21 protein-coding genes are annotated in these 25,980 nt (G+C 42.9%); 11 read left to right on the top strand and 10 right to left on the bottom strand.

What is annotated here, in order from left to right; all coding sequences use genetic code 11:
• Window positions 1-179 precede the first annotated feature (179 nt).
• From INE92_RS23125 to rhaB, 7 genes are all read right to left on the bottom strand, one after another.
• Window positions 180-4,205, bottom strand: a complete 4,026-nt coding sequence (locus INE92_RS23125) for a hybrid sensor histidine kinase/response regulator transcription factor (RefSeq protein ID WP_004315662.1) — start codon at window positions 4,203-4,205, stop codon at window positions 180-182.
• 108 nt (window positions 4,206-4,313) lie between these two features.
• Entirely contained in the window at window positions 4,314-5,213 is a 900-nt protein-coding gene (locus INE92_RS23120; protein ID WP_004310460.1) for an AraC family transcriptional regulator, read from the bottom strand.
• A 175-nt stretch (window positions 5,214-5,388) separates the two neighbouring features.
• Complete coding sequence (gene fucO, locus INE92_RS23115) at window positions 5,389-6,543, bottom strand: lactaldehyde reductase (RefSeq protein WP_004299884.1); 1,155 nt, start codon at window positions 6,541-6,543, stop codon at window positions 5,389-5,391.
• Between the two features lie 96 nt (window positions 6,544-6,639).
• A complete protein-coding gene (rhaD, locus tag INE92_RS23110) occupies window positions 6,640-7,449 on the bottom strand; it encodes a rhamnulose-1-phosphate aldolase (protein ID WP_004310461.1) in 810 nt (269 codons plus the stop codon).
• Window positions 7,450-7,541: 92 nt separating this feature from the next.
• Window positions 7,542-8,561, bottom strand: a complete 1,020-nt coding sequence (gene rhaT / locus INE92_RS23105; protein ID WP_004310462.1) for an L-rhamnose/proton symporter RhaT — start codon at window positions 8,559-8,561, stop codon at window positions 7,542-7,544.
• Window positions 8,562-8,564: 3 nt separating this feature from the next.
• On the bottom strand, window positions 8,565-9,821 hold the full coding sequence (locus tag INE92_RS23100; protein WP_211421261.1) for an L-rhamnose isomerase: 1,257 nt from the start codon (window positions 9,819-9,821) through the stop codon (window positions 8,565-8,567).
• A gap of 50 nt (window positions 9,822-9,871) precedes the next feature.
• On the bottom strand, window positions 9,872-11,329 hold the full coding sequence (gene rhaB / locus INE92_RS23095) for a rhamnulokinase (RefSeq protein WP_015533061.1): 1,458 nt from the start codon (window positions 11,327-11,329) through the stop codon (window positions 9,872-9,874).
• A 235-nt stretch (window positions 11,330-11,564) separates the two neighbouring features.
• Between rhaB and INE92_RS23090 the strand changes: the two genes are divergently transcribed.
• The 10 genes from INE92_RS23090 (at window position 11,565) to INE92_RS23045 (ending at window position 19,987) form a co-directional block, all read left to right on the top strand.
• On the top strand, window positions 11,565-12,038 hold the full coding sequence (locus tag INE92_RS23090; protein ID WP_004310466.1) for an arginine repressor: 474 nt from the start codon (window positions 11,565-11,567) through the stop codon (window positions 12,036-12,038).
• A gap of 27 nt (window positions 12,039-12,065) precedes the next feature.
• Window positions 12,066-12,644: a GNAT family N-acetyltransferase gene (locus INE92_RS23085; RefSeq protein WP_004299851.1), complete on the top strand. Its 579-nt coding sequence runs from the start codon at window positions 12,066-12,068 to the stop codon at window positions 12,642-12,644.
• 13 nt (window positions 12,645-12,657) lie between these two features.
• A complete protein-coding gene (locus INE92_RS23080) occupies window positions 12,658-13,866 on the top strand; it encodes an argininosuccinate synthase (RefSeq protein ID WP_004310468.1) in 1,209 nt (402 codons plus the stop codon).
• On the top strand, window positions 13,863-14,831 hold the full coding sequence (gene argC, locus INE92_RS23075; protein WP_004313800.1) for an N-acetyl-gamma-glutamyl-phosphate reductase: 969 nt from the start codon (window positions 13,863-13,865) through the stop codon (window positions 14,829-14,831). The genes INE92_RS23080 and argC overlap by 4 nt, the downstream gene beginning before the upstream one ends.
• Window positions 14,831-15,241: a four helix bundle protein gene (locus tag INE92_RS23070; RefSeq protein ID WP_195436425.1), complete on the top strand. Its 411-nt coding sequence runs from the start codon at window positions 14,831-14,833 to the stop codon at window positions 15,239-15,241. The genes argC and INE92_RS23070 overlap by 1 nt, the downstream gene beginning before the upstream one ends.
• Window positions 15,242-15,279: 38 nt before the next feature.
• Window positions 15,280-16,401 carry an aspartate aminotransferase family protein gene (locus INE92_RS23065; RefSeq protein WP_074708731.1) on the top strand — a complete coding sequence of 374 codons (1,122 nt, stop codon included), beginning with the start codon at window positions 15,280-15,282 and terminating at the stop codon, window positions 16,399-16,401.
• Window positions 16,402-16,537: 136 nt separating this feature from the next.
• Window positions 16,538-17,311 carry a pyrroline-5-carboxylate reductase gene (gene proC, locus INE92_RS23060; protein WP_004310476.1) on the top strand — a complete coding sequence of 258 codons (774 nt, stop codon included), beginning with the start codon at window positions 16,538-16,540 and terminating at the stop codon, window positions 17,309-17,311.
• Window positions 17,312-17,351: 40 nt separating this feature from the next.
• Window positions 17,352-17,906 carry a helix-turn-helix domain-containing protein gene (locus INE92_RS23055; RefSeq protein ID WP_004313803.1) on the top strand — a complete coding sequence of 185 codons (555 nt, stop codon included), beginning with the start codon at window positions 17,352-17,354 and terminating at the stop codon, window positions 17,904-17,906.
• 7 nt (window positions 17,907-17,913) lie between these two features.
• Complete coding sequence (locus INE92_RS23050; protein ID WP_004310478.1) at window positions 17,914-19,569, top strand: AMP-binding protein; 1,656 nt, start codon at window positions 17,914-17,916, stop codon at window positions 19,567-19,569.
• 217 nt (window positions 19,570-19,786) lie between these two features.
• The gene (locus tag INE92_RS23045) at window positions 19,787-19,987 is read left to right on the top strand and encodes a DUF2007-related protein (protein ID WP_008776408.1); all 201 of its coding nucleotides are present in this window, start codon (window positions 19,787-19,789) and stop codon (window positions 19,985-19,987) included.
• A 177-nt stretch (window positions 19,988-20,164) separates the two neighbouring features.
• Here the strand turns inward: INE92_RS23045 and INE92_RS23040 are convergent, their stop codons facing one another.
• On the bottom strand, window positions 20,165-20,599 hold the full coding sequence (locus tag INE92_RS23040; RefSeq protein WP_004305010.1) for a hypothetical protein: 435 nt from the start codon (window positions 20,597-20,599) through the stop codon (window positions 20,165-20,167).
• A 1,019-nt stretch (window positions 20,600-21,618) separates the two neighbouring features.
• Here INE92_RS23040 and INE92_RS23035 point away from each other — a divergent pair.
• Complete coding sequence (locus INE92_RS23035; RefSeq protein ID WP_009040255.1) at window positions 21,619-23,703, top strand: BT4734/BF3469 family protein; 2,085 nt, start codon at window positions 21,619-21,621, stop codon at window positions 23,701-23,703.
• A 289-nt stretch (window positions 23,704-23,992) separates the two neighbouring features.
• Here INE92_RS23035 and INE92_RS23030 read toward each other — a convergent pair whose 3' ends face one another.
• Together INE92_RS23030 and INE92_RS23025 are read right to left on the bottom strand one after the other, a co-directional pair.
• Window positions 23,993-24,514 carry an ORF6N domain-containing protein gene (locus INE92_RS23030; protein WP_008024499.1) on the bottom strand — a complete coding sequence of 174 codons (522 nt, stop codon included), beginning with the start codon at window positions 24,512-24,514 and terminating at the stop codon, window positions 23,993-23,995.
• A 28-nt stretch (window positions 24,515-24,542) separates the two neighbouring features.
• On the bottom strand, window positions 24,543-25,598 hold the full coding sequence (locus tag INE92_RS23025; protein WP_008024497.1) for a virulence RhuM family protein: 1,056 nt from the start codon (window positions 25,596-25,598) through the stop codon (window positions 24,543-24,545).
• Window positions 25,599-25,980 lie beyond the last annotated feature (382 nt).

Raw genomic sequence — 25,980 nt, 5'->3', positions numbered from 1 at the left:
ATAAAGATTACACAGCACCCGGTCTACCAAATGAAAGTGTGTGCGGACACACCTAACCAAAGAAAACTCAAGTACAAGCTGGCATTATCCAACGCCACAAAAGTATCACATTTGAATATATTGCACCCTATCGAATTGTTCGTTTTATCTAGTCTAAAAATTCAGATGACTTATTTTAATCACTTCACAGAGGGTTCGGAGGAGGTATTATGAGCTTTTCGGTATTGCGTAGGAGCAATATCAAAAAGTTCTTTAAAGCATTTATTGAAGTATTGAGGATTTCCAAATCCTAACCGGTAAGCAATATCCGATATATTCATTTCCGGAGAATTCTGCAGAAAATATGCCGCTTTTTTCAGACGCAGATTCATGATAAAATTATTTGGCGTACTTCCCGTGATACCTTTTATCTTCTGGAATAAGACAGTACGTCCCACCCCCATCTCACGTGAGAAGACATCTACACTGAATTCGGGATTTTCCATATTATCTTCCACTACCTGCGTCGCTTGTTCGATAAACCTCTGATCGAGTTCATTCGTTGCAATCTTCTCCGCTTTGCTATCCAGCTGATGGGCATATTTATTCTGTAAAAGTCTGCGGGTATTAATCAGATTATTGCATTGCATCACCAGCCGCCGCATATTAAATGGCTTCACCACATAAATATCCGCTCCAATTCTCAATCCTTCCAACTCACGTTCGGGCGCACTAAGGGCAGTCAGAAGAACGACAGGTATATGACAAGTTTCAATATTGTTCTTAATTTTGGCACACAATTCCGTTCCAGGCATTCCGGGCATCATAATATCCGAAATAACCAGATCAGGTTGCATCATCTTTACTTTCTCATACCCTTCCTCACCATCACTTGCAGTTTCAACCGTGTACAATGGAGAAAAGATATCTACAAGGATATTTCTGATTTCTTCATTATCATCAATAACCAACAGCTTGCAGTCAGTAGTCCCACTCTCACTTTGAGCCGACTGTACCTCCTTAACCAATAGTTCTTTATCTTCCGAATAATAAATATATTCCTTATCCTGCTCCGGTTCAATCCGGGAAACAGAAGAATCAAAGTGAGCATCTCCTTTCTTCAGAGTGACCTTAAAGCATGAACCTTTCCCCAACTGGCTTTCTACAGTTATATCTCCCTGATGAGCTTTCACAATCCCCTGACTTAAAGCCAGCCCGATACCCGTTCCTCCATACTGTCCGATATTCTCGGCCTGATAGAACCGCTCGAATATCTTCACGTAATCTTCCTCGGATATTCCTGCCCCATTGTCTGAAACGGAAAACATACATTCATCCGCTCCATCAGCCAATTCCATACTGATACTTCCACCGTCTGAAGTATATTTAAAAGCATTCGACAGCAGGTTATTAACCACTTTCTGCAATTGCATACGATCTCCCCACACGAGGCATTGCTCACAGTCAGCATGCAAAACAAACGAAATATTCCTGTTAGCTGCCAATTCTTTGAACAATACATAATGCTCTTTGAGTAAAGAATATAAATCAAATTGAGAAACTTTCAGTTTCAAAAGTCCCTGCTCCTGTTTCCGGAAATCAAGCAACTCCGTTATCAATGATTTCAGGTTACCGGCATTTTTATGTATATTCAGTAATTTCGAATAAGCATACGTAGACAACTTACCGGAATTCAACAACAGATCAACCTGCCCCAGGATAAGGGTAATAGGGGTTCTGATTTCATGTGAGATATTAGTGAAGAAACGCAGTTTGGATTGGTTCATTTCTTCAATATATTGTTTCTCACGAAGTTCAAAGTCCAACGAGGTTTTCAAGAACAGCCGAATTCTATATTCTCTCACTACAAAGAATAGAATCGTCAGAATCACACACGCATAAATTGTATAAGCCCACCAGGTGGCATAAAAAGGTGGTGTGATCGTTATATGAAGAGATCTGATTACTTCCGGAAAGTTCTTCAATCTGATCTCAAAAACATAATCGCCCGGAGATATATTTGTATAGGTAATATCATTCCCCAAACGATTCTCACTCCATTCGTCATTAGAACCTATCAACCGGTATTCTACCTCACCACCGCCAATATGCAGAAAGTTATCTGTCGAGAAACCGATAGAAAACACATTCTGCAAATAATTCAATTTAATCCGGTCGGTATAGGCAAAGGACTTATTTAGGATGCCGGTTTGATCGCCTGTGGTAATCTCTTTATTATTGACATACAAATGAGCCAACTCCAAATCATATATTTTCGGAGGATAGGACAAACTACTTTCACGAATGGCAACCAGTCCGGTAGCTCCTCCCATATAAATATCATGATTGCGGGATACATGCATGGATTTCCTATTGACAAGAGTCAGCGGAAATCCTGTTTTAGAATTGAAGTTTATCACTTTCCCGTCTTTCTGTTCTAACACAGACAATCCATGTCCGGTACCAATCAATAAATTCCCGGAAGGAGTTTCGCCCAACACTCTGATATTTTCTCCCGACAATACGCTTTCAGGAGTATGTAAACGAAACAATCGCTCTTTCTTATCCAACAAGAAAAGCCCGTTGCCATGTGTTCCGACCCAAATGTTTCCCTTTCGATCTTCATAGATGACATTGACCAGCTCTTTTTGAGATCTGACCTGCTTCTTCAGACTTATCCTATACGTTTCAAACCGCCCTTCATCAATCACATAAGCTACACAACCATCATCGGAAGCAAACCATAGCCGGTTTTTCGAATCAAGCAACAAAGTGTTATAATTATGTGTAAACAACTCCTTTTGATGAAACAACACTTCAGTTTTTAAGGCCTGTTTATCCAGACTAACAACTGCAGATGTTGTACCTACATACAATTTACGAGGAGTGTCGGCCAAGGCAAACAGAGCTTCTCCCACACTTTCCTCTCCGAGCGGTTCGAGGTCATATATATCATTCCGATAGTTATCAAGATGAAAACAGTTGACCTTGTTTGTAAAGTCAGCAGCAATCCACAAGCAGTTATTAGCCTCATCAAAAACGACATCTTTCAGATAATCCGTACTAAAATGATATCCGGTATGCGCATTAAAATGTTTGAATGTTCCTTGTTCCGGTTGATATAAATCCAGTCCTCCACCTTCTGTGCAAATCCATATATTTCCGGATTTATCTTCTGCCATAGCACCCACCACCGGAAAAGACAATCCGGTATCCGAAGCATGATAATGTACAAAATGTTGATATTCCGGTGAGAAGAAGTTCACGCCGCCCCAATAGGTCCCCACCCAGACAGTTCCTTGTTTGTCCGTATAAAGAGAAGTCACCGAACGATTGGACATAGCCCCCACCCGGTTAGGATCCGCCTGATAATGAAATATTTTCCCGGTAGCCACCTCAATCTTACTCAATCCGCTTCTGTAACCTACCCATATATTCCCTTCCAAATCCTGACATAGCGCTCTTGCCATATCATCCCGGACCGTGTAAACACTCTTGTTGTTATAATCATAATGATGTATGACTGCACCTTGAGGTGAAAAACAGAAAACACCATGATCCTGCGAACCAACCCAAATATTCTGATCGTTACTTTTTATCAGTTTCATCACCTTGATTCCGGGCAAATAAAGCGACATCGATCCACAAGTATCCACACGCATCACCCCGCCATCTTTCAAAGCAACCCAAAGATTTCCTTCCGAACCTTCTACCATTGTCGGCCCGGTGTCCGGCAAATGTACCTCCGCATACATGGGTTTCACGGAACGGGTATTCTTATCATATAAGAAGAGTTTTCCCCCTTCTGCAATCCACACTCCCAACTTTCCTTTGGCAAGAGTGGAAGGAGAAGGCACCGGAAGAATATAATATTTCTCCGTTTCAAGGTCGAACTGGAAAAGTCCCGTAGAGGTCAAGAGAAAAAGACTCCCCTGGCCGTCCTCCACCATCTGGGTGACATATAGATTACCATAACTGATGGAATCGTTATGAAAATGATTAAAGACTTTGATATGATTGCCATCGAAACAATTCAGACCATCCAGTGTGGCAATCCATATACGCGACTTCTCATCCTGGCAAATATCGCTCACCGTTATTTGCGACAATCCATCCTCCACACCCAATGTTCTGAACTTATATTCCTGTGATTGAAGAGGAGATATAAATCCTAAAAGAGATAACAGAATAAGAAAATGGATCTTAGATAGTTTTTGTCCGCGCATATCAAGAATGATGGTTTATAGCACATTATCTTCGCCACAAAAGTAACAGTTTTTATGATATTCCCAAAATCAGAGCCAAATAACTAATAGATATGAACTTCATCCTATTCATTCTTCCCGCCCGAACGAACGATACTCCAACGGAGTTAGTCCCGTACGTTTCTTGAAGAAAGAGAAAAAATATTCGGTTGACTGGAAACCTAGAAAAAAAGAAATCTCTTTTACTGACTGGGAAGTTCCCACCAGCATTTGTTTAGCTTTACGAAGTTTCAATTCCTGGAAATATTTAGCCGGAGCATAACCTGTATACTCCTTAAAAACACGTCGAAACCATGAATAACTAATATTGAGTCGCATAGCCAACTCTTCCGGGTCCACATTGCCGGAAACATTTTCATTCATAATGATTTTTGCCTGTTCGATTTTCTGATCCACATCACTCATCTCGAAAACCTTATTCTTGGAGACGGAAAGAATCATCCCTATCATGTGGAGCACAATCCCGGAAAGATATTGTTGCGCGGAAATCTTATCCGCTTCGGCTACGGCAAGAGCACGGGAGAATAATGAGACTAACTCTTCATTAAGGCCTATTTCCAGTATTTGCTGTTCCTGCGACAAAAAAGCATCATCAACAATGGCGTCTATCATAGGCCCCTCGAAACCGATATAATATTCCGTCCAACCAGTCTGCCGCAACGGGCGATAAGTATGCCATTGTCCGGGAAACAATACCATCAGCCGACCTTTACAAACTTGCTTTTCAGAGGTAGAATCAGATGAAAACAAACCACGTCCCTTGGTGATATATACCAATTGATACTCACGAAGCACTCTTCCTTTTTCTGCATTAAAGAAGTAACCGGAAGGATGCTCTTTCAACGGATAAGGTGAATCAGGAGGAATGGATTGATAGCCGACGGTATTTACCCATAGCCCGAATTTACGGTCCATGTCATTTACAATCAGATATTTAAATTCTAATCCTAAACTATTATCCTCGATCATACCAGTGTGTTTTCATGTAATTGAGTTGGACAAAAATAGGAATTATTTTCAGAAAAACACCACAGATTACACAGATTTACACAGATTATTTTCTAATCGGAAGCCGATATTTAAGAATTAAATCTGTGTAAATCTGTGTAATCTGTGGTGAAAAGAACTTCCGCAAAAACTAACTTTAGAAAGCTTTGCGATATAGAGCTTCGATATCTGCTACCGAAGTAGGACGAGGATTACCGCCTGTACAAACATCATTGAAAGCAGCTACAGCCAGTGCAGGAATATCTTCTTCCTTCACATTGATTTCATGTAATTTCTGCGGTATATTGATACTGGCAGAAAGTGCTTTCACTGCCTCAACAGCCGCTTTTACTCCCTCGGCTTCACTCATTCCGGTAGTGTCCACTCCCATTGCTTTCGCAATATGGATATATTTCGGAGCTGCCGGAGATTCAGCATTGTATTCCATCACATACGGCAACAATAAGGCATTGGCTACCCCATGAGGAGTATCATAGAACGCACCTAGCGGATGCGCCATCGAATGAACAATTCCTAAACCGACATTCGAGAATCCCATACCGGCAATATATTGTGCCTGTGACATTGCTTCGCGGGCTGCCACATCTTTACCATTATCCACAGCTGCTTTCAAGTTTTGAGCAATCATTTCAATGGCTTTCAATTCGAACATATCGCTCATTACCCAAGCACCCGGAGTGATATAACTTTCGATGGCATGAGTCAAAGCATCCATACCGGTAGCAGCAGTCAGTCCTTTTGGCATTGAGTACATCAGTTCAGGGTCTACGATAGCTACGGCAGGAATGTCGTTCGGGTCTACACAAACCATTTTCTTGCGGGCATCTTCATCAATAATCACATAATTGATCGTTACCTCCGCAGCTGTTCCGGCAGTAGTAGGCAGCGCGAAAGTAGGCACCGCTTTGTGTTTGGTATCGGCTACCCCTTCCAGAGATTTCACGTCTGCAAAATCCGGATTGTTCACAACAATACCGATTCCTTTGGCAGTATCGATGGAAGAACCGCCGCCCAAAGCAACGATAAAATCGGCTCCGGAAGCTTTGTATGCCGCCACACCATTTTGTACATTTGCAATCGTAGGATTCGCTTTTACATCACTATAAAGTTCGTAAGGAATCTGATTTTCATCAAATACTTTAATGATTTCGGCAGCCACACCAAACTTGATAAGATCTTTATCCGTTACAAAAAAGGCTTTCTTAAAGCCACGTCTGGCTGCTTCCACAGCAATGACACTACGGCATCCGGCACCGAAGTACGAAGTTTCGTTTAAAATAATGCGATTCATGGTTATCTATTTGTTTAAAGGGTTAACCGCAGCACCTTCCAGGGTAGAAAATGCCACGGTTTCTAAAGTAATTAAAATCAATGACTAGTATAAATCTTATTTAGGAAGATTGAAAGCAACTGACATTTCTTTCATCTGTTCCTGACTCATACCATCCGGTTCGAAGCCCATATTTTTAGCTGCGATATAAATCAGAGCCGACTTATTGAGTACATCAATCTGATCGAATGCCTGCATCGCATCGCAATCCACTGCAAATACACCATGTTTCTCCCACATCACCACATCGTAATCCTGCAATTCTTTGATGGTAGCTTCAGCCAATTCCACCGAACTAGGTAATTTATAAGGAATGATACCCAAACCACGCGGGCAGAATGCCTTTGTTTCAGGGATCATACTCCACAACAGATTGGTAGCCACATCTTTTTCCAGAAATTTCGGACAATGTGTCATGGCAATCAGTTCAATCGGGTGTGTGTGTACAGATGCTTTATAAGGAGAGTTTTTGCTCAACAGGTCATTGTGTACGCTCAAGTGAGAAGGCAATTCCGATGTCGGGACTACGGCTTCATCCGCAATAATCACATAGCTGGCACAGTCATCCAGAATACGGATTACCGAACCATTTTCCATCGGCCAGCGGGCTAAATCACGCATGCGTTTATTAGTTCCCTTGCAGTAGAAATAGCAGCCTTTCAGATAAGGAAGAGTCACACCGATAGACTTTACTTCGCTGATCGGCTTCATCTGACGGATTTCATCGTCTACAAACTCTGTGATATTAACAGTGATATTACCACCATTACGTTCAGCCCATCCTTTCTGCCACAAGTATCCGGCAACTTCTGCTACCTTGTTTACTTCTTTGGCAAGTGCCGGACGATTCTCTAAAATTGATTTCATTATATATATATTTTAATTAGGCACGGATTACATGGATTTTGCCGCAAGTTATAAAAAAACTGCGTAATCCGTGTAATCCGTTCTTGATTTTTTTAAAACAAATTTGGGAATACTAAAGAGAAGATAAGTACAATCAGACCAGCTATCAGCACAGTTATGGTCTTGTTTGACACCCCTTTCCATTCTTTTAAAATTATTCCCCAAACATTACTAAAGGTTACGTTCAATGCCATTAGAATACACCAGGAGAAAGCCAGTAACACCGGGCTTTCGGTGAGGAAGCTCTTACCCATTTCCAATCCGAAAAACTGCATATACCATAGTACACCAGCCAACGCACAGAACACTAGATTATTGCCCCACACTTTTCCTTTAGCATAGTCACCCATCGTTTTGTTAACCACATTCTGTTGCAAACAGTAAGCTGCATTTGTCAGGAAGCCTCCAAGCGTAACCAGAAAGATAACCGGAAGACCGGCATAAAGTCCTTCCACTCCACCAGCCAAAGCGGCTTCTTTGATAGGTGTTCCCGCATCCAGTCCCAAAGCAAAGCAGGCACTCATGATACCAGCCAAAAGTGCAACCAGTAACCCTTTTGTCAATGCAAAGTCTTTTACAGCAGCACGTTTTTCTTCTTCGCTCATGTTTTGCGCACGCAAACTACCGGCATACCCGATAATAGCAATACCTGCCAACGTGATGCAAACACCCAACAAAAGAATCAGCCCGTTACCTTCAAACAAGTTTGTACCGGCAAAAAGAGCCGGAAGAAGGGTACCGAAACCGGCACAAGTACCCAGTGAGATACTCTGTCCGAGCGCAACACCCAAATAGCGCATGGAAAGTCCGAAAGTCAACCCTCCTACTCCCCACAATATACCATAAAAGATGCTCATTCCAGCACCTCCTGCTCCCCACAAGTCGAACAAACTGCTCTCTTGGGGTACACCCAGTAGTGAACCCAGGAACGGGAACACTAACCAGGCAAATACACCTTGTATTAACCAGAAGCTTTCCCAGCTCCATTCTTTTACCTTTTTGATAGGTACATAAGAACTGGACTGGCAAAAGCTACCGATAGCTATAATCAATAAGCCGATTAAGATTTCCATAACTTATCGTTTAGAAGTTACTTCGGCTTCGTACTTTTCAATTTCTGCGATGAAATCTTCACCAACAGGAACATTGTTCTTCAAGCAGAACATATCCCAAACTGCATTCCAAGGAAGCGCCTTTTCTTCTTCGAGCAAAGCCAGACGTTGGAATCCCTGTCCGTTTGCTTCGTATTCGCGCAACTTAGCAATCGGTTCGAGCAGGGCACGAGTCATACATTTCTGTGCAGCACGACTACCGATTACGTATGCACCAATACGGTTGATAGATGCATCGAAGTAATCAAGACCATAATGTACACGGTCCAAAGCACCGCAGCGAACGATTTCGCTGAACAGTTCCATTGTCGGATCATCCATGATAGTAACATGGTCTGAATCCCAACGAACCGGACGGCTCACGTGCAACATCAATTCAGGCACATAAAGCAACAGTGAAGATACTTTATCAGCTACACTTTCTGTCGGATGGAAGTGACCGGTATCCAGCGTAATCATCTTGTTACGAGAAGCACCATAACCGATATAGAAGTCATTAGAACCCACTGTATAGCTTTCCAGACCGATACCGAACACCTTAGATTCGATACAATCCTTCATATTCTTATATTCGGTAGCGAAGATCTGATCCAAAGAATCTTTCAGCAATGCACGATATTTCATACGATTTACCGTAATATCCTTGCTTCCGTCATGTACCCAAAGATTCATGATACACGGATCCCCCTGTGCCTTACCCATTTCTTCCGCAACGGCACGACAACGTTTGGTATGTTCAATCCAGAATTGACGGATACCTTCATCAGGATTAGAAAGAGACAAGTCACCTGATTTCGGATGAGAGAAAGAGGTAGAGTTGAAATCAAGCTTCATGTTATGTTCTTTACCCCATTCGATCCAGCTCTTGAAATGTTCCGGTTCTACCTGGTCACGGTCTACCACCTTACCTTGGAAATCTCCATAGATTTCGTGCAGGTTCAGACGATGAGTACCCGGAATATAAGAAGCAGCTTTCAAAATATCAGCACGCAATTCATCAATATTACGAGCTTTGCCCGGATAATTACCGGTTGCCTGAATACCTCCGGTCAATGAGCCGGCCTGTACTTCAAATCCTGCAACGTCATCAGCCTGCCAGCAGTGAAGTGACAAATGAAAACCCTGCATCGTTTTCAATACTTGTTCGGTGTCCACACCTACTGCTGCATAACGTTCCACAGCAATCTCATACGCTTTCTGAATCAGTTCTTCTTTTTTCATGATATTCTATTAGTTTAAATAAATGATTATTCTGTCGGTTGTTCAATGCATTATCGAACGCAATTCTTAAAATGGATATAAGCCGCGTCCCAAGCTTCCGTATCTTGCGGCTGATAAGTTTTCAACGGGATAGAGCGGTTGATTAACTGGCGCATACCGGCAACATCCGTTGCTTCACCTGCTGCCATTGCCTGAATCATTACATTACCGATAGCTGTTGCTTCAGACGGACCGGCTATCACAGGAATTCCTATCGCATTAGCTGTAAACTGGTTCAACAAATCATTCCGGCTACCGCCGCCAATTACGTGCAATGTATCAATCGGACGGGGAGAAAGCGAACGTAAATTCTCCAATACCTGACGATAACGCAAAGCCAGACTTTCAAAAATACAACGCACCACTTGTCCACGTTTCTCGGGAACTGCTTGTCCGGTAACCCGGCAATATTCAGCAATGGCTTTTTCCATATCTGCAGGATTCGCGAAACAATCATCATCCGGATTAATCAGACTACGGAACGGCTCGCAAGCATCCGCCTCATTGATTAATTCAGGATAGCTTGTATCTCCCCAATTCAAACGACAACGTTCCAACAACCACATTCCACAGATATTCTTCAACAGACGGATGGTTCCTTCCACCCCGCCTTCATTGGTAAAGTTCAACGCTTCCGTTTCAGCATTAATCACCGGAGCATCCGTTTCAACTCCCATCAGTGACCAGGTTCCGCTACTCAAATAAGCAAAGTTGCGATCCAATGCCGGAACGGCAGCAACAGCAGAACCGGTATCATGACCGGCTACCGCAATTACAGGAATTGCCCCCAGTCCGGTAATCTTTTGCACTTCTTCCGTCAATACTCCCACCTTTTCACCTGGGAATACAAAACGTCCGAAATTCTTTTCACTCAAACCTACTGCTTTCAGCAACTCCGGTTCCAAACGACGTGTTTGAGCATTTACCAGCTGCGCTGTCGAAGCAATTGTATATTCCGTCACCATCTCTCCGGTCAGCATATAACTTAATGCATCCGGCATAAACAGAATTTTATCTGCCGCCTCCAATGCGCTGTCGTGATTGCGACGTAAAGTATCTAATTGAAAAAGTGAATTAAAATTCATAATCTGAATACCCGTTTTGCCATAGACTTCACTACGCGAAATACGGGAAAAAAGAGCTTCCGGTGCACCTACCGTATGAGGATCACGGTACGCGTATGGTTGACGAAGCAGGTTACCGTCTTTTCCGACGCATACAAAATCCACTCCCCAGGTATCAATACCGATAGAAGCAATGGATTCGCCACGATGAGCCACCAACTTCAATCCGTCAATAATATGACGATATAATGCATAAATATCCCAATAGAAATGTCCACCCACTTCAATCAGGTGGTTAGGAAAACGATTAATCTCTTCCAGATTTAATCCGCCTTCAATGAAAGTTCCTAAGATTGTACGGCCGCTCGTTGCGCCCAGGTCGACTGCAAAAAAGTTTTGTTTCATGGTATTCTGTCTATATATTTAAGGTATCCATTTACCTACATGGCAAAGATAGGCGATTCCCTCCTCCCTTTCCTTATGTATTTTGATTGAAAGGGTATACATTTTGACACAAAACAAAAAAGCAGGCTCTCACCGTTTAGCATATTTTTCACTTTTATGCAAAAAAACTTTGGTTTTATGCATCTTTTCTCCGAAATAATGCATACTTTTGCGCCATTCTTAGAATAATTATACAATGAAGAAGAAAGCAAATCGGTTAGACGCCATCAAAATGATTATCTCAAGCAAGGAAGTCGGTTCGCAGGAAGAACTGCTGCAAGAGCTGAACCGCGAAGGCTTCGAACTGACACAGGCCACCCTCTCCCGCGACTTGAAACAATTGAAAGTAGCCAAAGCTGCCAGTATGAACGGAAAGTACGTATATGTACTGCCGAACAACATAATGTATAAACGTTCTACCGACCAGAGTGCCGGTGAAATGTTACGTAACAACGGATTTATCTCTTTACAGTTTTCCGGTAACATTGCCGTTATCCGCACCCGTCCCGGTTATGCGAGCAGCATGGCGTATGACATCGACAACAATGAATTCAGTGAAATACTGGGAACCATTGCCGGTGACGATACAATCATGTTGGTGTTGCGTGAAGGAGTTGCCATCAGCAAAATACGTCAGCTTCTGTCACTCATCATTCCCAATATCGAATAATTATACCTATTATTATATAATAAAGAAATGGACACTCAACAAATAGATGTTATGGTAGCCGACGCCTCACATGAGGTTTACGTTGACACTATTTTGGAAACTATCAGAAATGCTGCCGCCGTACGAGGAACAGGAATTGCGGAACGTACACACGAATACGTAGCGACAAAGATGAAAGAAGGTAAGGCGATTATTGCTCTTTGTGGCGATACTTTTGCCGGATTCACCTACATCGAATCATGGGGAAACAAGCAATATGTGGCTACTTCCGGTCTGATCGTTCATCCCGATTTCCGTGGATTAGGACTGGCAAAACGCATCAAACAGGCTTCTTTCCAACTGGCACGTCTCCGATGGCCGAAAGCAAAAATATTCAGTCTGACCTCCGGAGCAGCTGTCATGAAAATGAACACCGAACTGGGTTATGTGCCTGTCACCTTCAACGAACTGACAGACGACGAAGCTTTCTGGAAAGGATGCGAAGGATGTATCAACCATGATATTCTGGTAGCGAAAAACCGCAAGTTCTGCATCTGCACAGCCATGCTGTACGATCCGACAGAGCCGCGGAACATCAAAAAAGAACAAGAAAGAAATAACATTTAAAAGATACAGCACTATGGAAGAAAAGAAGAAAAAAGTAGTGGTGGCATTCAGCGGCGGACTGGACACATCGTTCACCGTCATGTACCTCGCCAAAGAAAAAGGTTACGAAGTATATGCAGCTTGTGCCAATACGGGTGGTTTCAGCGAAGAACAACTGAAAACAAACGAAGAAAATGCTTATAAACTGGGAGCAGTGAAATACGTGACGCTGGACGTTACCCAGGAATACTACGAAAAGAGCCTGAAATACATGGTTTTCGGAAATGTGCTGCGTAACGGTACTTATCCTATTTCTGTTAGTTCCGAACGTATTTTCCAGGCATTGGCTATCGCACGCTATGCCAACGAAATCGGTGCGGATGCCATCGCACACGGTTCTACCGGAGCAGGTAACGACCAGATCCGTTTCGACATGACTTTCCTCGTACTGGCTCCCAATGTAGAAATCATCACATTGACCCGTGACATGGCATTGAGCCGTCAGGAAGAAATTGATTATCTGAACAAACATGGTTTCAGCGCAGACTTCACCAAACTGAAATACTCTTATAATGTAGGTTTGTGGGGTACTTCTATCTGTGGTGGCGAAATCCTCGACTCCGCGCAAGGACTCCCGGAAACAGCCTACCTCAAACATGTTGAAAAAGAAGGCAGCGAACAGCTCCGCCTGACTTTCGAAAAAGGGGAACTGAAAGCTGTCAACGATGAGAAGTTTGACGACCCGATCAAAGCCATCCAGAAAGTGGAAGAGATTGGTGCAGCATACGGTATCGGCCGTGATATGCACGTGGGTGATACAATTATCGGTATCAAAGGCCGTGTAGGATTCGAAGCAGCCGCCCCGATGTTGATTATCGGTGCCCATCGCTTCCTTGAGAAATATACATTGAGCAAATGGCAACAATACTGGAAAGACCAGGTAGCCAACTGGTACGGTATGTTCCTCCACGAAAGCCAATACCTCGAACCGGTGATGCGTGACATCGAAGCGATGTTGCAGGAAAGCCAGCGTAACGTAAACGGTACGGCTATCCTCGAGCTTCGCCCTCTCTCCTTCTCTACCGTAGGTGTAGAATCGGAAGACGATCTGGTGAAGACTAAATTCGGAGAATACGGTGAAATGCAGAAAGGCTGGACAGCCGAAGACGCCAAAGGCTTTATCAAAGTCACTTCTACTCCGCTACGTGTTTACTATAATAACCACAAAGACGAAGAGATATGATTAAAGCAGGAATCATTGGTGGCGCAGGATATACAGCAGGCGAATTAATCCGTCTGCTGCTCAACCATCCGGAAACTGAAATCGTATTTATCAACAGCAGCAGTAATGCCGGAAACAGAATTACCGACGTACACGAAGGCTTGTATGGAGAAACAGATCTAAGATTCACCGACCAGTTACCTCTGGACGAAATCGACGTTCTCTTTTTCTGCACTGCCCACGGCGACACAAAGAAATTCATGGAAAGTCACAACATACCGGAAGACCTGAAGATTATCGACCTCTCGATGGACTACCGCATTATGAGCGACGACCACGACTTTATCTACGGCCTGCCGGAACTGAACCGCCGTGCCACTTGTACGGCAAAGCACGTAGCCAATCCCGGCTGTTTTGCAACCTGCATCCAGCTCGGTTTGCTTCCGCTTGCCAAGAATCTGATGCTGACGGATGATGTAATGGTAAATGCCATTACAGGAAGTACGGGAGCCGGAGTGAAACCGGGTGCTACCAGTCATTTCAGTTGGAGAAACAACAATATGAGTGTGTACAAAGCATTCGAGCACCAGCATGTTCCGGAAATCAAGCAATCACTGAAACAGCTGCAAAATAGTTTCGATGCGGAGATCGACTTCATTCCATACCGTGGCGATTTCGCTCGTGGTATCTTTGCAACGATGGTAGTCAAAACCAAAGTAGCACTGGAAGAAATCGTTCGTATGTATGAGGAATATTATGCAAAAGACTCCTTTGTACACATCGTAGACAAGAATATTGACTTGAAACAAGTCGTTAATACTAATAAGTGCCTGATACATCTGGAGAAACACGGTGACAAACTATTGATTATCTCTTGTATCGACAATTTGCTGAAAGGCGCCAGCGGACAAGCGGTTCATAACATGAACCTGATGTTCAATCTGGAAGAAACCGTAGGACTACGTTTGAAGCCTTCAGCGTTTTAATGAAGAATGAAGAACGAAGAATGAAGAATTGCCACAATAGAACAAATTCATTATTGAATACAAAAAGCTATTCATTTGCACTTCGAATTGTACAAATGACTAAATATCTTCGAGAAATGAAACAAGAGTTCATCCTCAGCAAACAAATTCTTCGTTCCGGCACTTCTATTGGAGCTTCAATTCGAGAATCCGAATTTGCCCAAAGCAATGCTGACTTCATTAATAAACTAAGTATATCATTAAAGGAAGCTAATGAAACCGACTATTGGTTGAATCTTTTAAAAGATTCAGATTATATCGATTCTAATGCTTTTAATAGTATGGAGATTGATTGTGGAGAACTCATAGCTCTGCTTGTTTCTTCAATCAAAACTGCCCAAAATAATCAAATGAACCATGAAGTAACCTAATTCTTCATTCTTCATTCTTAATTCTTCATTTAATTATTATGAAATTATTCGACGTATATCCTTTATATAACATCAACATTGTCAAGGGCGACGGTTGCAAGGTATGGGATGAGAACGGAACGGAATATCTGGATCTCTACGGAGGTCATGCCGTTATCTCTATCGGACATGCACACCCTCACTATACAGCAATGATAAGTAACCAGGTGGCTAAACTTGGTTTCTACTCAAACTCCGTCATCAACAAGCTCCAACAAGAGGTAGCCGAACGACTGGGCAAGATTTCCGGTTACGAAGACTACAGCCTGTTCCTGATTAACAGTGGAGCCGAAGCGAACGAAAACGCTTTGAAGCTGGCTTCCTTCTATAACGGACGTACCAAAATCGTATCTTTCAATAAGGCGTTTCACGGACGGACATCTCTTGCGGTAGAAGCGACTCACAATCCTTCCATTATCGCCCCTATCAACAATAACGGTCATGTCACCTATCTCCCGCTCAACGATATTGAAGCGATGAAGCAGGAATTGTCTAAAGGAAACACATGCGCTGTTATCATTGAAGGAATACAAGGGGTAGGCGGTATCAAGATACCGACCACCGAATTTATGCAGGAACTCCGCAAAGCTTGCAGCGAGACAGGAACGATCCTGATTCTCGATGAAATTCAAAGCGGATACGGGCGTAGCGGTAAATTCTTCGCCCATCAATATAATGACATCAAGCCGGACCTCATCACTGTAGCCAAAGGTATCGGCAACGGTTTCCCGATGGCAGGTGTCCTGATCAGCCCGATGTTTAAACCGGTATATGGTCAATTGGGAACTACCTTTGGCGGAAACCATCTGGCATGCTCGGCAGCACTCGCTGTGATGGACGTCATTGAGCAAGAAAATCTGATAGAAAACGCAAAGGTAGTAGGTAACTACTTACTGGAAGAACTGAAGAAATTCCCGCAAATAAAAGAGGTACGCGGACGCGGACTCATGATCGGACTCGAATTCGAAGAGCCCATCAAAGAACTACGCAGCCGCCTCATCTATGACGAGCATGTATTTACCGGAGCAAGCGGTACGAATGTACTTCGCCTGTTACCTCCTCTCTGTCTTACTATGGAGGAAGCAGAAGACTTCCTTGCCCGGTTCAAGAAAGTACTCTAATCGCTCATTTGATTAATAAACAGCCAACGATAAAAGCAGCCTTTATTAGAAATTTATTTCTTATTCCGGCTGCTTTTTGTTTTTTCGTAATTAACTGTTACCTTTGCCTTTAACAACTCATTAAAAATAAGCGTATATGAAAATAGCCATTATCGGTGCAGGAAACATGGGCGGCTCAATAGCCCGTGGCCTGGCAAAAGGAAGTCTGATAGACGATTCGGACATCATTGTGTCCAATCCGAGTGCCGGAAAACTAGAGAAACTGAAAAAGGAATTTCCGGGTATCTCTATCACCAACAGCAATGTGGAAGCTGCCACAGGAGCAGATATTGTCATCCTTGCTGTCAAACCGTGGTTTATGGAACCGGTGATGCGCGAATTGAAACTGAAAAGCAAACAGATACTCATCTCCGTAGCTGCCGGCATCAGTTTTGAAGAACTGGCTCATTACGTCGTAGCACCGGAAATGGCCATGTTCCGCCTGATTCCGAACACCGCTATCAGCGAACTGGAAAGTATGACGCTTGTTGCCGCCCGCAATACGAACGATGAACAAGACAAATTCATCCTCCGGTTGTTCAGCGAGATGGGAACCGTGATGCTTATTCCCGAAGATAAAATAGCGGCAGCCACCGCATTGACCTCCTGCGGTATCGCTTACGTATTGAAATACGTTCAGGCAGCCATGCAAGCCGGAATCGAAATGGGACTTCGTCCCAAAGATGCCATGCAGATGATAGCACAATCCTTAAAAGGAGCAGCCGCACTGATTCAGAACAACGACACCCACCCCAGCGTAGAAATCGACAAGGTCACCACTCCGGGCGGAATCACAATCAAGGGGATCAATGAACTGGAACACAACGGATTCACCTCCGCTATCATCAAAGCCATGAAAGCCTCCAAATAATACCATAGAATTATTAATCATAAAAATACGAACCACTTGTATGAATGAACAAATTAAACAGATCGCAGAACGCCTCCGCGGATTACGTGATGTACTGGAACTGACCGCAGAGGATATCGCCCGCGACAGCGACATCTCTGCCGAAGAATACCGACTTGCAGAAACCGGAGACTACGATATCTCTGTCAGCATGTTACAAAAAATAGCCCGCACGTATAATATAGCTCTCGACGCCCTGATGTTTGGTGAAGAGCCTAAAATGAGCAGCTACTTCGTGACCCGTGCCGGCAAAGGAGTCAGCATCGAACGTACCAAAGCTTATAAATACCAATCACTGGCTTCAGGATTCATGAACCGTACCGCCGACCCGTTCATCGTCACCGTTGAACCGAAAGCAAACGACGAACCAATCCATTATAACCAACATAACGGACAAGAATTCAACCTTGTCATCGAAGGACGTATGCTTATCAACATCGAAGGCAAAGAAATCATCCTCAACCAAGGCGACAGTATCTATTTTAACTCTAAACTTCCACATGGCATGAAAGCGCTCGATGGCAAAACAGTACGTTTTCTGGCAGTAATTATGTAATAACATCATGGTAGAAAGATTTTTATCACAGACCTCTTTCAGTTCACAAGAGGATTTTATCAAAAACTTGAAAATAAACGTCCCGGAGAATTTCAACTTCGGCTATGACGTAGTAGACGCCTGGGCTGCCGAACAACCTGACAAGAACGCTTTACTTTGGACAAATGACAAAGGCGAAAGTCGCCAATTCTCATTTGCCGACATGAAACGATCTACGGACATGACCGCTTCTTACTTCCAGAGCCTGGGTATCGGCCGTGGCGACATGGTGATGCTGATTCTGAAACGCCGTTATGAGTTCTGGTATAGCACCATCGCTCTTCACAAACTAGGAGCAACCGTTATTCCGGCTACTCACTTACTGACCAAAAAGGATATTATCTATCGTTGCAACGCTGCCGACATCAAAATGATTGTAGCTGCCGGCGAAGGAATCATCCTGCAACATATCAAAGAGGCTCTTCCCGAATGTCCCACGGTTGAAAAGTTGGTCAGTGTCGGTCCGGAAATCCCGGAAGGCTTCGAAGATTTCCATCAAGGTATCGAAAATGCTGCTCCGTTTGTACGTCCGCGCCATGCGAACACTAACGACGACATCTCTCTGATGTATTTTACTTCCGGCACTACCGGCGAACCTAAGATGGTGGCACATGACTTTACTTATCCGTTAGGTCATATCGTTACCGGTAGTTTTTGGCACAACCTAGACGAGAACAGTCTTCACCTCACCATTGCCGATACCGGCTGGGGAAAAGCAGTATGGGGAAAACTCTACGGACAGTGGATTGCCGGAGCCAATATCTTCGTCTACGACCACGAGAAGTTTACCCCGGCAGCTATTCTGGAAAAAATCCAGGAATATCATGTCACCTCTCTCTGTGCACCTCCTACCATCTTCCGGTTCTTGATTCACGAAGACCTGACAAAGTACGACTTGTCTTCACTTAAATACTGCACCATTGCCGGAGAGGCATTGAACCCTGCCGTATTTGAAACTTTCAAGAAGCTGACGGGTATCAAACTGATGGAAGGTTTCGGACAAACAGAAACAACCCTCACCATCGCCACCATGCCTTGGATGGAACCGAAACCGGGAAGCATGGGGCTGCCGAATCCTCAATATGATGTAGACTTGATCGACCATGAAGGTCGCTCTGTTGAAGCGGGTGAACAAGGACAAATTGTAATCCGCACCAGCAAAGGTAAACCTCTCGGACTTTTCAAAGAATACTACCGGGATGCGGAACGCACTCATGAAGCTTGGCACGATGGTATTTATTACACCGGCGATGTTGCCTGGAAAGACGAGGACGGCTACCTTTGGTTTGTCGGTCGTGCAGACGACGTAATCAAGAGTTCCGGTTACCGCATCGGCCCATTCGAAGTGGAAAGTGCGTTGATGACTCATCCGGCTGTTGTGGAATGTGCTATTACCGGAGTACCCGACGAGATTCGCGGCCAGGTAGTAAAAGCTACGATTGTTCTATCCAAAGACTATAAAGCACGTGCCGGAGAGGAACTGATTAAGGAATTACAAAACCATGTAAAGAAAGTGACTGCTCCTTATAAATATCCGCGTGTCATCGAGTTCGTAGAAGAGCTTCCTAAGACAATCAGCGGTAAGATCCGCCGGGTGGAAATTCGTGAAAACGATAAGAAATAAGTAAAAAAGCACCTATTTATCGATAAATCCTCCTTCACTTGTCTTTTGGCAACCGAAGGAGGATTTCTTATATGAATCATACTACAAACTGGTCAATTAATACAAATCCTGATTCAATGAATCATTTGTATACTATATATGAAACAATATTGCACCTCTATGTTGCTTTTCTCTCTTATCTTTGTCGCAGTAAAAACAAAAACACACTATAAAGATCATGATTACAAGTAGAAAGATTTCTCAAGTCAATGTTTTTGCTGGTAGTCCTTGGGAGGTAGCCAGCGTAAAAAGTTTATTGAATGCAGCCTATATCCAGGTTTCAATGAAAGACAATGGTTTAAACAGTATTTTGATTTCTGTTCCTTGCGAATACTATACTGCGGCCATGCGTGTAATTAATAACAGAAAAGTTTCATAGGTTTTAGGTTTACATATAAATTGGAGGGTTCTTATTGTCAGCAGGAGTTTTCGCTGGATAATACGGTGACTAGTAACTCATTGCACCCTGACAATAAGCTATGACAATAGGCTGACAATAAAAAGATCGTACTTTTATTGTCAGCCTGTTATTTAATAGATTAAATTCACGGCAGAATTATAGAATTCGTTTCAATCTCCTGCATATCTTTCTGATCCAGCAGTTGCTACAAATAGCGTTGTCCGACATAGAATTCTTCTCGAAGGAGCGCAGTCTTTCGTATTGTTCCTCCACCATTTTCCATAAACCGTCCAGTCGCGAACTTTGTCCTCTAATTGCCATTAATTCCTGATCCCGCATATTCAAAAGTGAAGCATACAATCTGCTGGTTTTGTTTTTTTCCATGCAAAGTTGCTCTAACTCATCGATATATTCAGACGTAATTCCCAGCTTAGTCCGTTTTATGAATTGCTGAATACTATCATCATCTATGGAAACTGTATCGTTCTCATAAGACACTGTGATTTTTTTCATTTCCACCCAGAGCCAGATATACTCTTTTTCGAGTCGGTATTTCTCGGCTGCCGCTTCTATGCTAATCCATTGTGACATAGTGTTTGTTTTTAATTTGTTATACAACAAGGAATAAATAGTGCTCTGTTGATGTTGATTCAACAAACATTCGCGCTTTTTGCATTCCGGGCGGACAGGAGATTGGGGTTGGGGATTTATAAGGATCATGAAACCAACCGGGTACAATAAAAGCGTGAATGCTGTTGAACCATTATCCGTATTTGAGGCCTAGCAAACCCGTCCGAAAGATAATGATAACAACAGACATCCACGCTAATTGTGTATATATAACACATCTTTCATCGATATGTTGACATACGGCCATTCACGTGGAATATCTGTTGAACCACCCCTCTACGGACAGAAACTTGCTAGATTTCAAATACGAGGGATAAGTCGTAAATATTCCTATTTATAAATATAAAAAACGCTTCTTACCTATTTCATCACGCTGATGAACAGAAAGCGTATGACAAAGATATGCTTTTTTTTTCGAAACAAAGTGGAAATACGGAAATAAATACAGGAAGTTTTGTATTGAAAGAGAAGAAGTTCAATATTAGCAAAGAGCGTATAAGAAATATAAACTCGCTACGAAGCGAATGTCGCCCCCGTTAAATGAATGCTGCGCATCTGGTATCTTTCACTAAAGAAGCAGGTATTGTTCTGCTAAAGTAACAGTATTGTTCAGCTAAAGCAGCAGTATTGTTCAGCTAAAGCTACGGTATCTTTACCTTCCCACGGCCGTGGTAACTTCTTTCCACAGCCGTGACGAATTCCTACCACGGCCGTGGGAAGATCTCGTCACGGCCGTGGCGAACTACCAATACCGGTAAGTTAACGTACGAATAACGGTGTCTTTATGCAACAATACACAGTGGCGAGCATATCTTTACTTACTTGTTAATGTTTCAAGTCCGCCTTCTTGAATAGAGTATAACAAGAAAACACATTCTTTATCGCGATAAAGCGCAAATAGTTTGTTTTACAAGTACCTTATCCGTACCTTTGAAACCAATAACAAACACTTACTCTCATTAAATATCAAGAGAAGAAAAATGAAGATTACACAAATCAGGGAAAACGGAGATACGGAGGCACTAAGCGTGACAGACATCGACTTGCTGATAGAAAAAATGAAAAAAGAAACCAAGCTCCGCCCGGTAACCGGATTACGTCAGGCCCTGCATTTTGTTCTACCCGACGAGCCTTGTTCCCTCGCCAACAAACTACCACGAGTGATTCCCGCAGCAGCCTTCGGACGAGTGAACGGAGTGAAGCGAATGAAAACCTACAATGGCATTGTAGAACTGACCATCGGTCCGCTAGCCGGAAAGACAGAAGTGGAAATCGTGAAGCAAAAGGCAGCCGAACTTCCCCAAACAATGCTGGCTTTTATGGGAGCAAGTGGTAAAAGCGTCAAGATATGGACTTGCTTCACCCGTCCGGACGGCACTTTACCGCAAACAACGGAAGAAGCCGAAGTGTTTCAGGCACATGCTTACCGGCTTGCCATTAAATGTTATCAGCCTCAACTTCCCTTCAACATTCTATTGAAAGAGCCGAAACTGGAACAATTCTCACGTCTTAGCTATGATCCGGACTTGATTTACCGTCCCACCCCTGTCCCTTTCTATCTTTCACAACCCATCGGTATGCCCGGCGAGATGACTTATCATGAGAAATCGAGCACTGAAGCATCTCCACTGAATCGAGCACTGCCGGGGTATGACACGGAAGATACAGTAGCATTGCTTTATGAAGCGGCATTGCGGAAGACATTCGAAGAAATAGAAACAGACTGGCATCGGAACGATCATGATTTGCAAACGTTAGTAGTCCCGCTTGCCGAAAATTGTTACTACTCCGGCATCCCGGAAGAGGAGGTAACCCGACGAACCATCATGCGTTATTACAAAAGAAAAAATCCGATGCTGATACGCGAGATGATAAGAAACGTATACAAAGAATGTAAGGGAGTGCCCAAAAGCAACTGCCTGACTAAAGAGCAACGCCTTAGCCTGCAGATGGACGAATTTATGAACCGTCGTTATGAGTTCCGTTATAATACGCAGATCGGGGAAGTGGAATACCGGGAGCGTTTCTCGTTTCAGTTTTATTTTCATCCTATTGACAAACGGGCACAAAACAGTATCATGCTTGATGCCCAATCCGAAGGTATTGGCGTATGGGACAGGGACATAGACCGATACTTACATTCCAACCGTGTGCCAATCTACAATCCGTTGGAAGAGTTCCTGTTTCATCTGCCTCATTGGGACGGCAAAGACCGTATTCATGCTTTGGCAAACAGGGTTCCTTGCAAAAATCCGCATTGGGAATTGCTTTTCCACCGTTGGTTCCTGAATATGGTTTCACATTGGAGAGGAGTAGATAAAATGCACGCGAACAATACGTCGCCCATATTAGTGGGCCGACAGGGAACTCATAAATCAACTTTCTGCCGTGAAATGATTCCGCCTGCGCTTCGCGCTTACTATACAGACAGCATTGATTTCAGCCATAAACGGGATGCAGAACTGTATCTGAATCGGTTTGCGCTCATCAACATCGATGAGTTTGACCAGATAACTCTGCCACAACAGGGATTTCTGAAACATATTCTTCAAAAGCCTGTGGTCAATCTACGGAAACCGCACGGTCGCTCGGTACTTGAATTGCAGCGGTATGCTTCATTTATCGGTACAAGCAATCAGAAGGATTTGTTGACTGATCCTTCGGGAAGCCGCCGTTTCATTTGTATTGAAGTGACGGGAAACATCGACACTACACAGCCGATAGATTATGAACAGCTTTACGCACAAGCCATGTACGAGATTCATCATGGCGAACGCTACTGGTTTGACAGTGAGGATGAGCAGATTATGACGGAAAACAACCGTGAGTTTGAGCAGACACCGGCTATGTTGCAATTGTTTTACCAGTATTTCAAGACTGCACAAACGAAAGAGGAAGGGGAATTTCTTACTCCGGTTGAAATATTGAATTATCTGAAGAAGAAAAGCGGTATGTCATTGTCTGATAACAAAGTATACCACTTCGGGAGATTGCTGCAAAAATGCGGTATTCCTTCGAAGCATACTTATAAAGGTACTGTTTATCAGGTAATAAAGCTATCATAAGAGATAAAAGCAAGGCTGACAATAAAAGTCTGGATATTTTATTGTCAGCCTATTATCAATGGTTATTGTCAGGTGATAGAACGTTGATATTCATTCACTTGAATGTATTCCTGACAGTATGACAATAAAACAGGTACAAATCATTATGAGATTCAAATTTCCAGGATACTTGTCTTCCACCTTTCTGTTGAGCTATTAAGTTTTTCTAAATAGTTGTATTTGCATCCAACTCTCCATGTAACCAATAGAGCAACCAACGAATAGCCAACGGAACAACCGGACCGCCTATTTACTCTTTCTTCTTGGGAGTAACGAAGCCGATAGGATTACGCGGCTTATCTGCTAAAGCCTTTTGCGCCTGCAATTCGGCTAACGTCTGATTTATTAATTCTAACTGCGTCCGAGTGTCGTCATTGATGTCGTTATAGTCTGCAAATACTTCCTCTATGTACTCCTTTAGTTCCTTGACTTCGTTTTGAAGTTCATATACTGGATCGGTCGGCGGGTTTAACAGTAACTGACGAACCGCAACGAAAGCACGCATTATACCCCTGTTTATTCCAATAGCAGTATCAGAGTTTAGAACACTACTAAGCATTGCTACGCCTAGTTCCGTAAAAGCAAAAGGCATATATTTAAAATTGCTGCCTCTTCCTTTGTTCAAGGTCACAATTTGTGATCTTGAAAGTTCGTCCCTCGTGAGTTCAAACATAAAGTCCTCACCTTCGAACCTTTTTAAATTACGTCTAACAGCTTGTTTTAGCACCCTGTTTTCTATTCCGTACATTTCCGCCAAATCAAAGTCTAACATCACCTTTTACCCGCGTATGTCGTAAATCTTACTTTGTATTACTTCGAGTTGTATTCAACTTGTCGAAATCAGACTGAAACACACGGTCCTGAAAGATACGGTATTTCTCAAATTCGGTTTCTGCATAATCTTTCGCTTGTTCGGCAGACATCTTTCCTGAATCATTTAATATGGGGCGGTCATCGCTATCCAAGAATTTATCTATACGTTTTGCCCAATCTTCCATTGTCATAGGAATATGCCGCTTTGCCCGGTCTTCTGCCAAATCCAGAAAAGCATTGACCAACCGTCCCATTGACTCCAGTTCTTCTTCTTTCAAATAATTCTTTGCTATCGACACATCTGTTTTTACAATCTTTCCGTTAGGAGCTTTCTCCCAGGTAGTTAGTCCCATGTGTTCCTTCTCTGCATCGGCACGCTCTACAATAAGTTCTGCCGCCGTGTGTCCATGAACTGCATAGTGCATTTTGTTCTGGACTTTTTTGAAAAACAAACGTGTGGTCGGGGCATTGAGGTTATAGTCTATGCTGGTAGCATAAATATCTGTTAGCTTTTGGTAGAAACGTCGCTCACTCAATCGTATTTCCCGGATTTCAGCAAGCAAATGTTCAAAGTAATCTTCATTGATGAATGATCCGTTCTCCATTCGCTTTTTATCAATGACATATCCACGAATGGCAAACTGCCGAAGTATAAATGTACACCATTGCCGAAATTGAGTGGCGCGCACGGAGTTGACGCGATAGCCGACTGAAATGATGGCATCAAGACTATAAATAAAAACTTCACGAGAAATATTCCGATTACCTTCTTTTTGAACTATCCGGTTTTTCCGGATAGTTGTATTCTTATCTACTTCTCCTTGCGAATATATATTTTTCAAATGTTCATTAATTGTGCGTATATCAACATCGAACAATATCGACATCGTCTTCTGCGTCAGCCACAAAGTTTCGTCCTGATAAAGCACTTCAATGCCTTCTTCTTTATTCTCTATCTGAAAAATAAGAAATTCAGCCGTACTATTGCGTATTTGCAGTTTCTTGCTTCCGTTATTACTTTCTTCCATATTCATCTTGAACATTCATTTCTTTTATCAGAAACAAATGTACTTAGAACATATCGAACTGCCAAAGATAATATCTCCTATTTTATCTCCACCTTCGTCTGTAATCTTATGTCATTGGAAGCAGCGCCAATCATTATCTGAGAAGTTCCCTAAAAAGATCATAATTACAGTAGAAAGCTTTCTCCGTAATATCTTCGCTTTATGGATTCAACAGATTTTATTCGTATTTTTCCGGTTTACATATTGGTTTACATGAACCGCATAAATTATATGTATAAAGGTACTGGCAAAAACATTTAGATGGAAAAGATATAAACAGGGGAAATAGTAACTTCTTCATAAAACAAACATAAATAAAAGAAACCTGCTTACCCAAAGAATATTATCTTTTCAGTAA

Source organism: Bacteroides xylanisolvens (assembly GCF_018289135.1).
GTDB lineage: Bacteria > Bacteroidota > Bacteroidia > Bacteroidales > Bacteroidaceae > Bacteroides > Bacteroides xylanisolvens.
Note: the sequence above shows the minus strand (reverse complement) of the source record. Positions and strands in the feature narration are given on the sequence as shown.

Bases quoted from the DNA above. Each gene is read 5' to 3' on its own strand.
- INE92_RS23125 (WP_004315662.1), bottom strand. From the start codon at position 4,205: ATGCGCGGACAAAAACTATCTAAGATCCATTTTCTTATTCTGTTATCT.
- INE92_RS23120 (WP_004310460.1), bottom strand. From the start codon at position 5,213: ATGATCGAGGATAATAGTTTAGGATTAGAATTTAAATATCTGATTGTA.
- fucO (WP_004299884.1), bottom strand. From the start codon at position 6,543: ATGAATCGCATTATTTTAAACGAAACTTCGTACTTCGGTGCCGGATGC.
- rhaD (WP_004310461.1), bottom strand. From the start codon at position 7,449: ATGAAATCAATTTTAGAGAATCGTCCGGCACTTGCCAAAGAAGTAAAC.
- rhaT (WP_004310462.1), bottom strand. From the start codon at position 8,561: ATGGAAATCTTAATCGGCTTATTGATTATAGCTATCGGTAGCTTTTGC.
- INE92_RS23100 (WP_211421261.1), bottom strand. From the start codon at position 9,821: ATGAAAAAAGAAGAACTGATTCAGAAAGCGTATGAGATTGCTGTGGAA.
- rhaB (WP_015533061.1), bottom strand. From the start codon at position 11,329: ATGAAACAAAACTTTTTTGCAGTCGACCTGGGCGCAACGAGCGGCCGT.
- INE92_RS23090 (WP_004310466.1), top strand. From the start codon at position 11,565: ATGAAGAAGAAAGCAAATCGGTTAGACGCCATCAAAATGATTATCTCA.
- INE92_RS23085 (WP_004299851.1), top strand. From the start codon at position 12,066: ATGGACACTCAACAAATAGATGTTATGGTAGCCGACGCCTCACATGAG.
- INE92_RS23080 (WP_004310468.1), top strand. From the start codon at position 12,658: ATGGAAGAAAAGAAGAAAAAAGTAGTGGTGGCATTCAGCGGCGGACTG.
- argC (WP_004313800.1), top strand. From the start codon at position 13,863: ATGATTAAAGCAGGAATCATTGGTGGCGCAGGATATACAGCAGGCGAA.
- INE92_RS23070 (WP_195436425.1), top strand. From the start codon at position 14,831: ATGAAGAATGAAGAACGAAGAATGAAGAATTGCCACAATAGAACAAAT.
- INE92_RS23065 (WP_074708731.1), top strand. From the start codon at position 15,280: ATGAAATTATTCGACGTATATCCTTTATATAACATCAACATTGTCAAG.
- proC (WP_004310476.1), top strand. From the start codon at position 16,538: ATGAAAATAGCCATTATCGGTGCAGGAAACATGGGCGGCTCAATAGCC.
- INE92_RS23055 (WP_004313803.1), top strand. From the start codon at position 17,352: ATGAATGAACAAATTAAACAGATCGCAGAACGCCTCCGCGGATTACGT.
- INE92_RS23050 (WP_004310478.1), top strand. From the start codon at position 17,914: ATGGTAGAAAGATTTTTATCACAGACCTCTTTCAGTTCACAAGAGGAT.
- INE92_RS23045 (WP_008776408.1), top strand. From the start codon at position 19,787: ATGATTACAAGTAGAAAGATTTCTCAAGTCAATGTTTTTGCTGGTAGT.
- INE92_RS23040 (WP_004305010.1), bottom strand. From the start codon at position 20,599: ATGTCACAATGGATTAGCATAGAAGCGGCAGCCGAGAAATACCGACTC.
- INE92_RS23035 (WP_009040255.1), top strand. From the start codon at position 21,619: ATGAAGATTACACAAATCAGGGAAAACGGAGATACGGAGGCACTAAGC.
- INE92_RS23030 (WP_008024499.1), bottom strand. From the start codon at position 24,514: ATGTTAGACTTTGATTTGGCGGAAATGTACGGAATAGAAAACAGGGTG.
- INE92_RS23025 (WP_008024497.1), bottom strand. From the start codon at position 25,598: ATGTTCAAGATGAATATGGAAGAAAGTAATAACGGAAGCAAGAAACTG.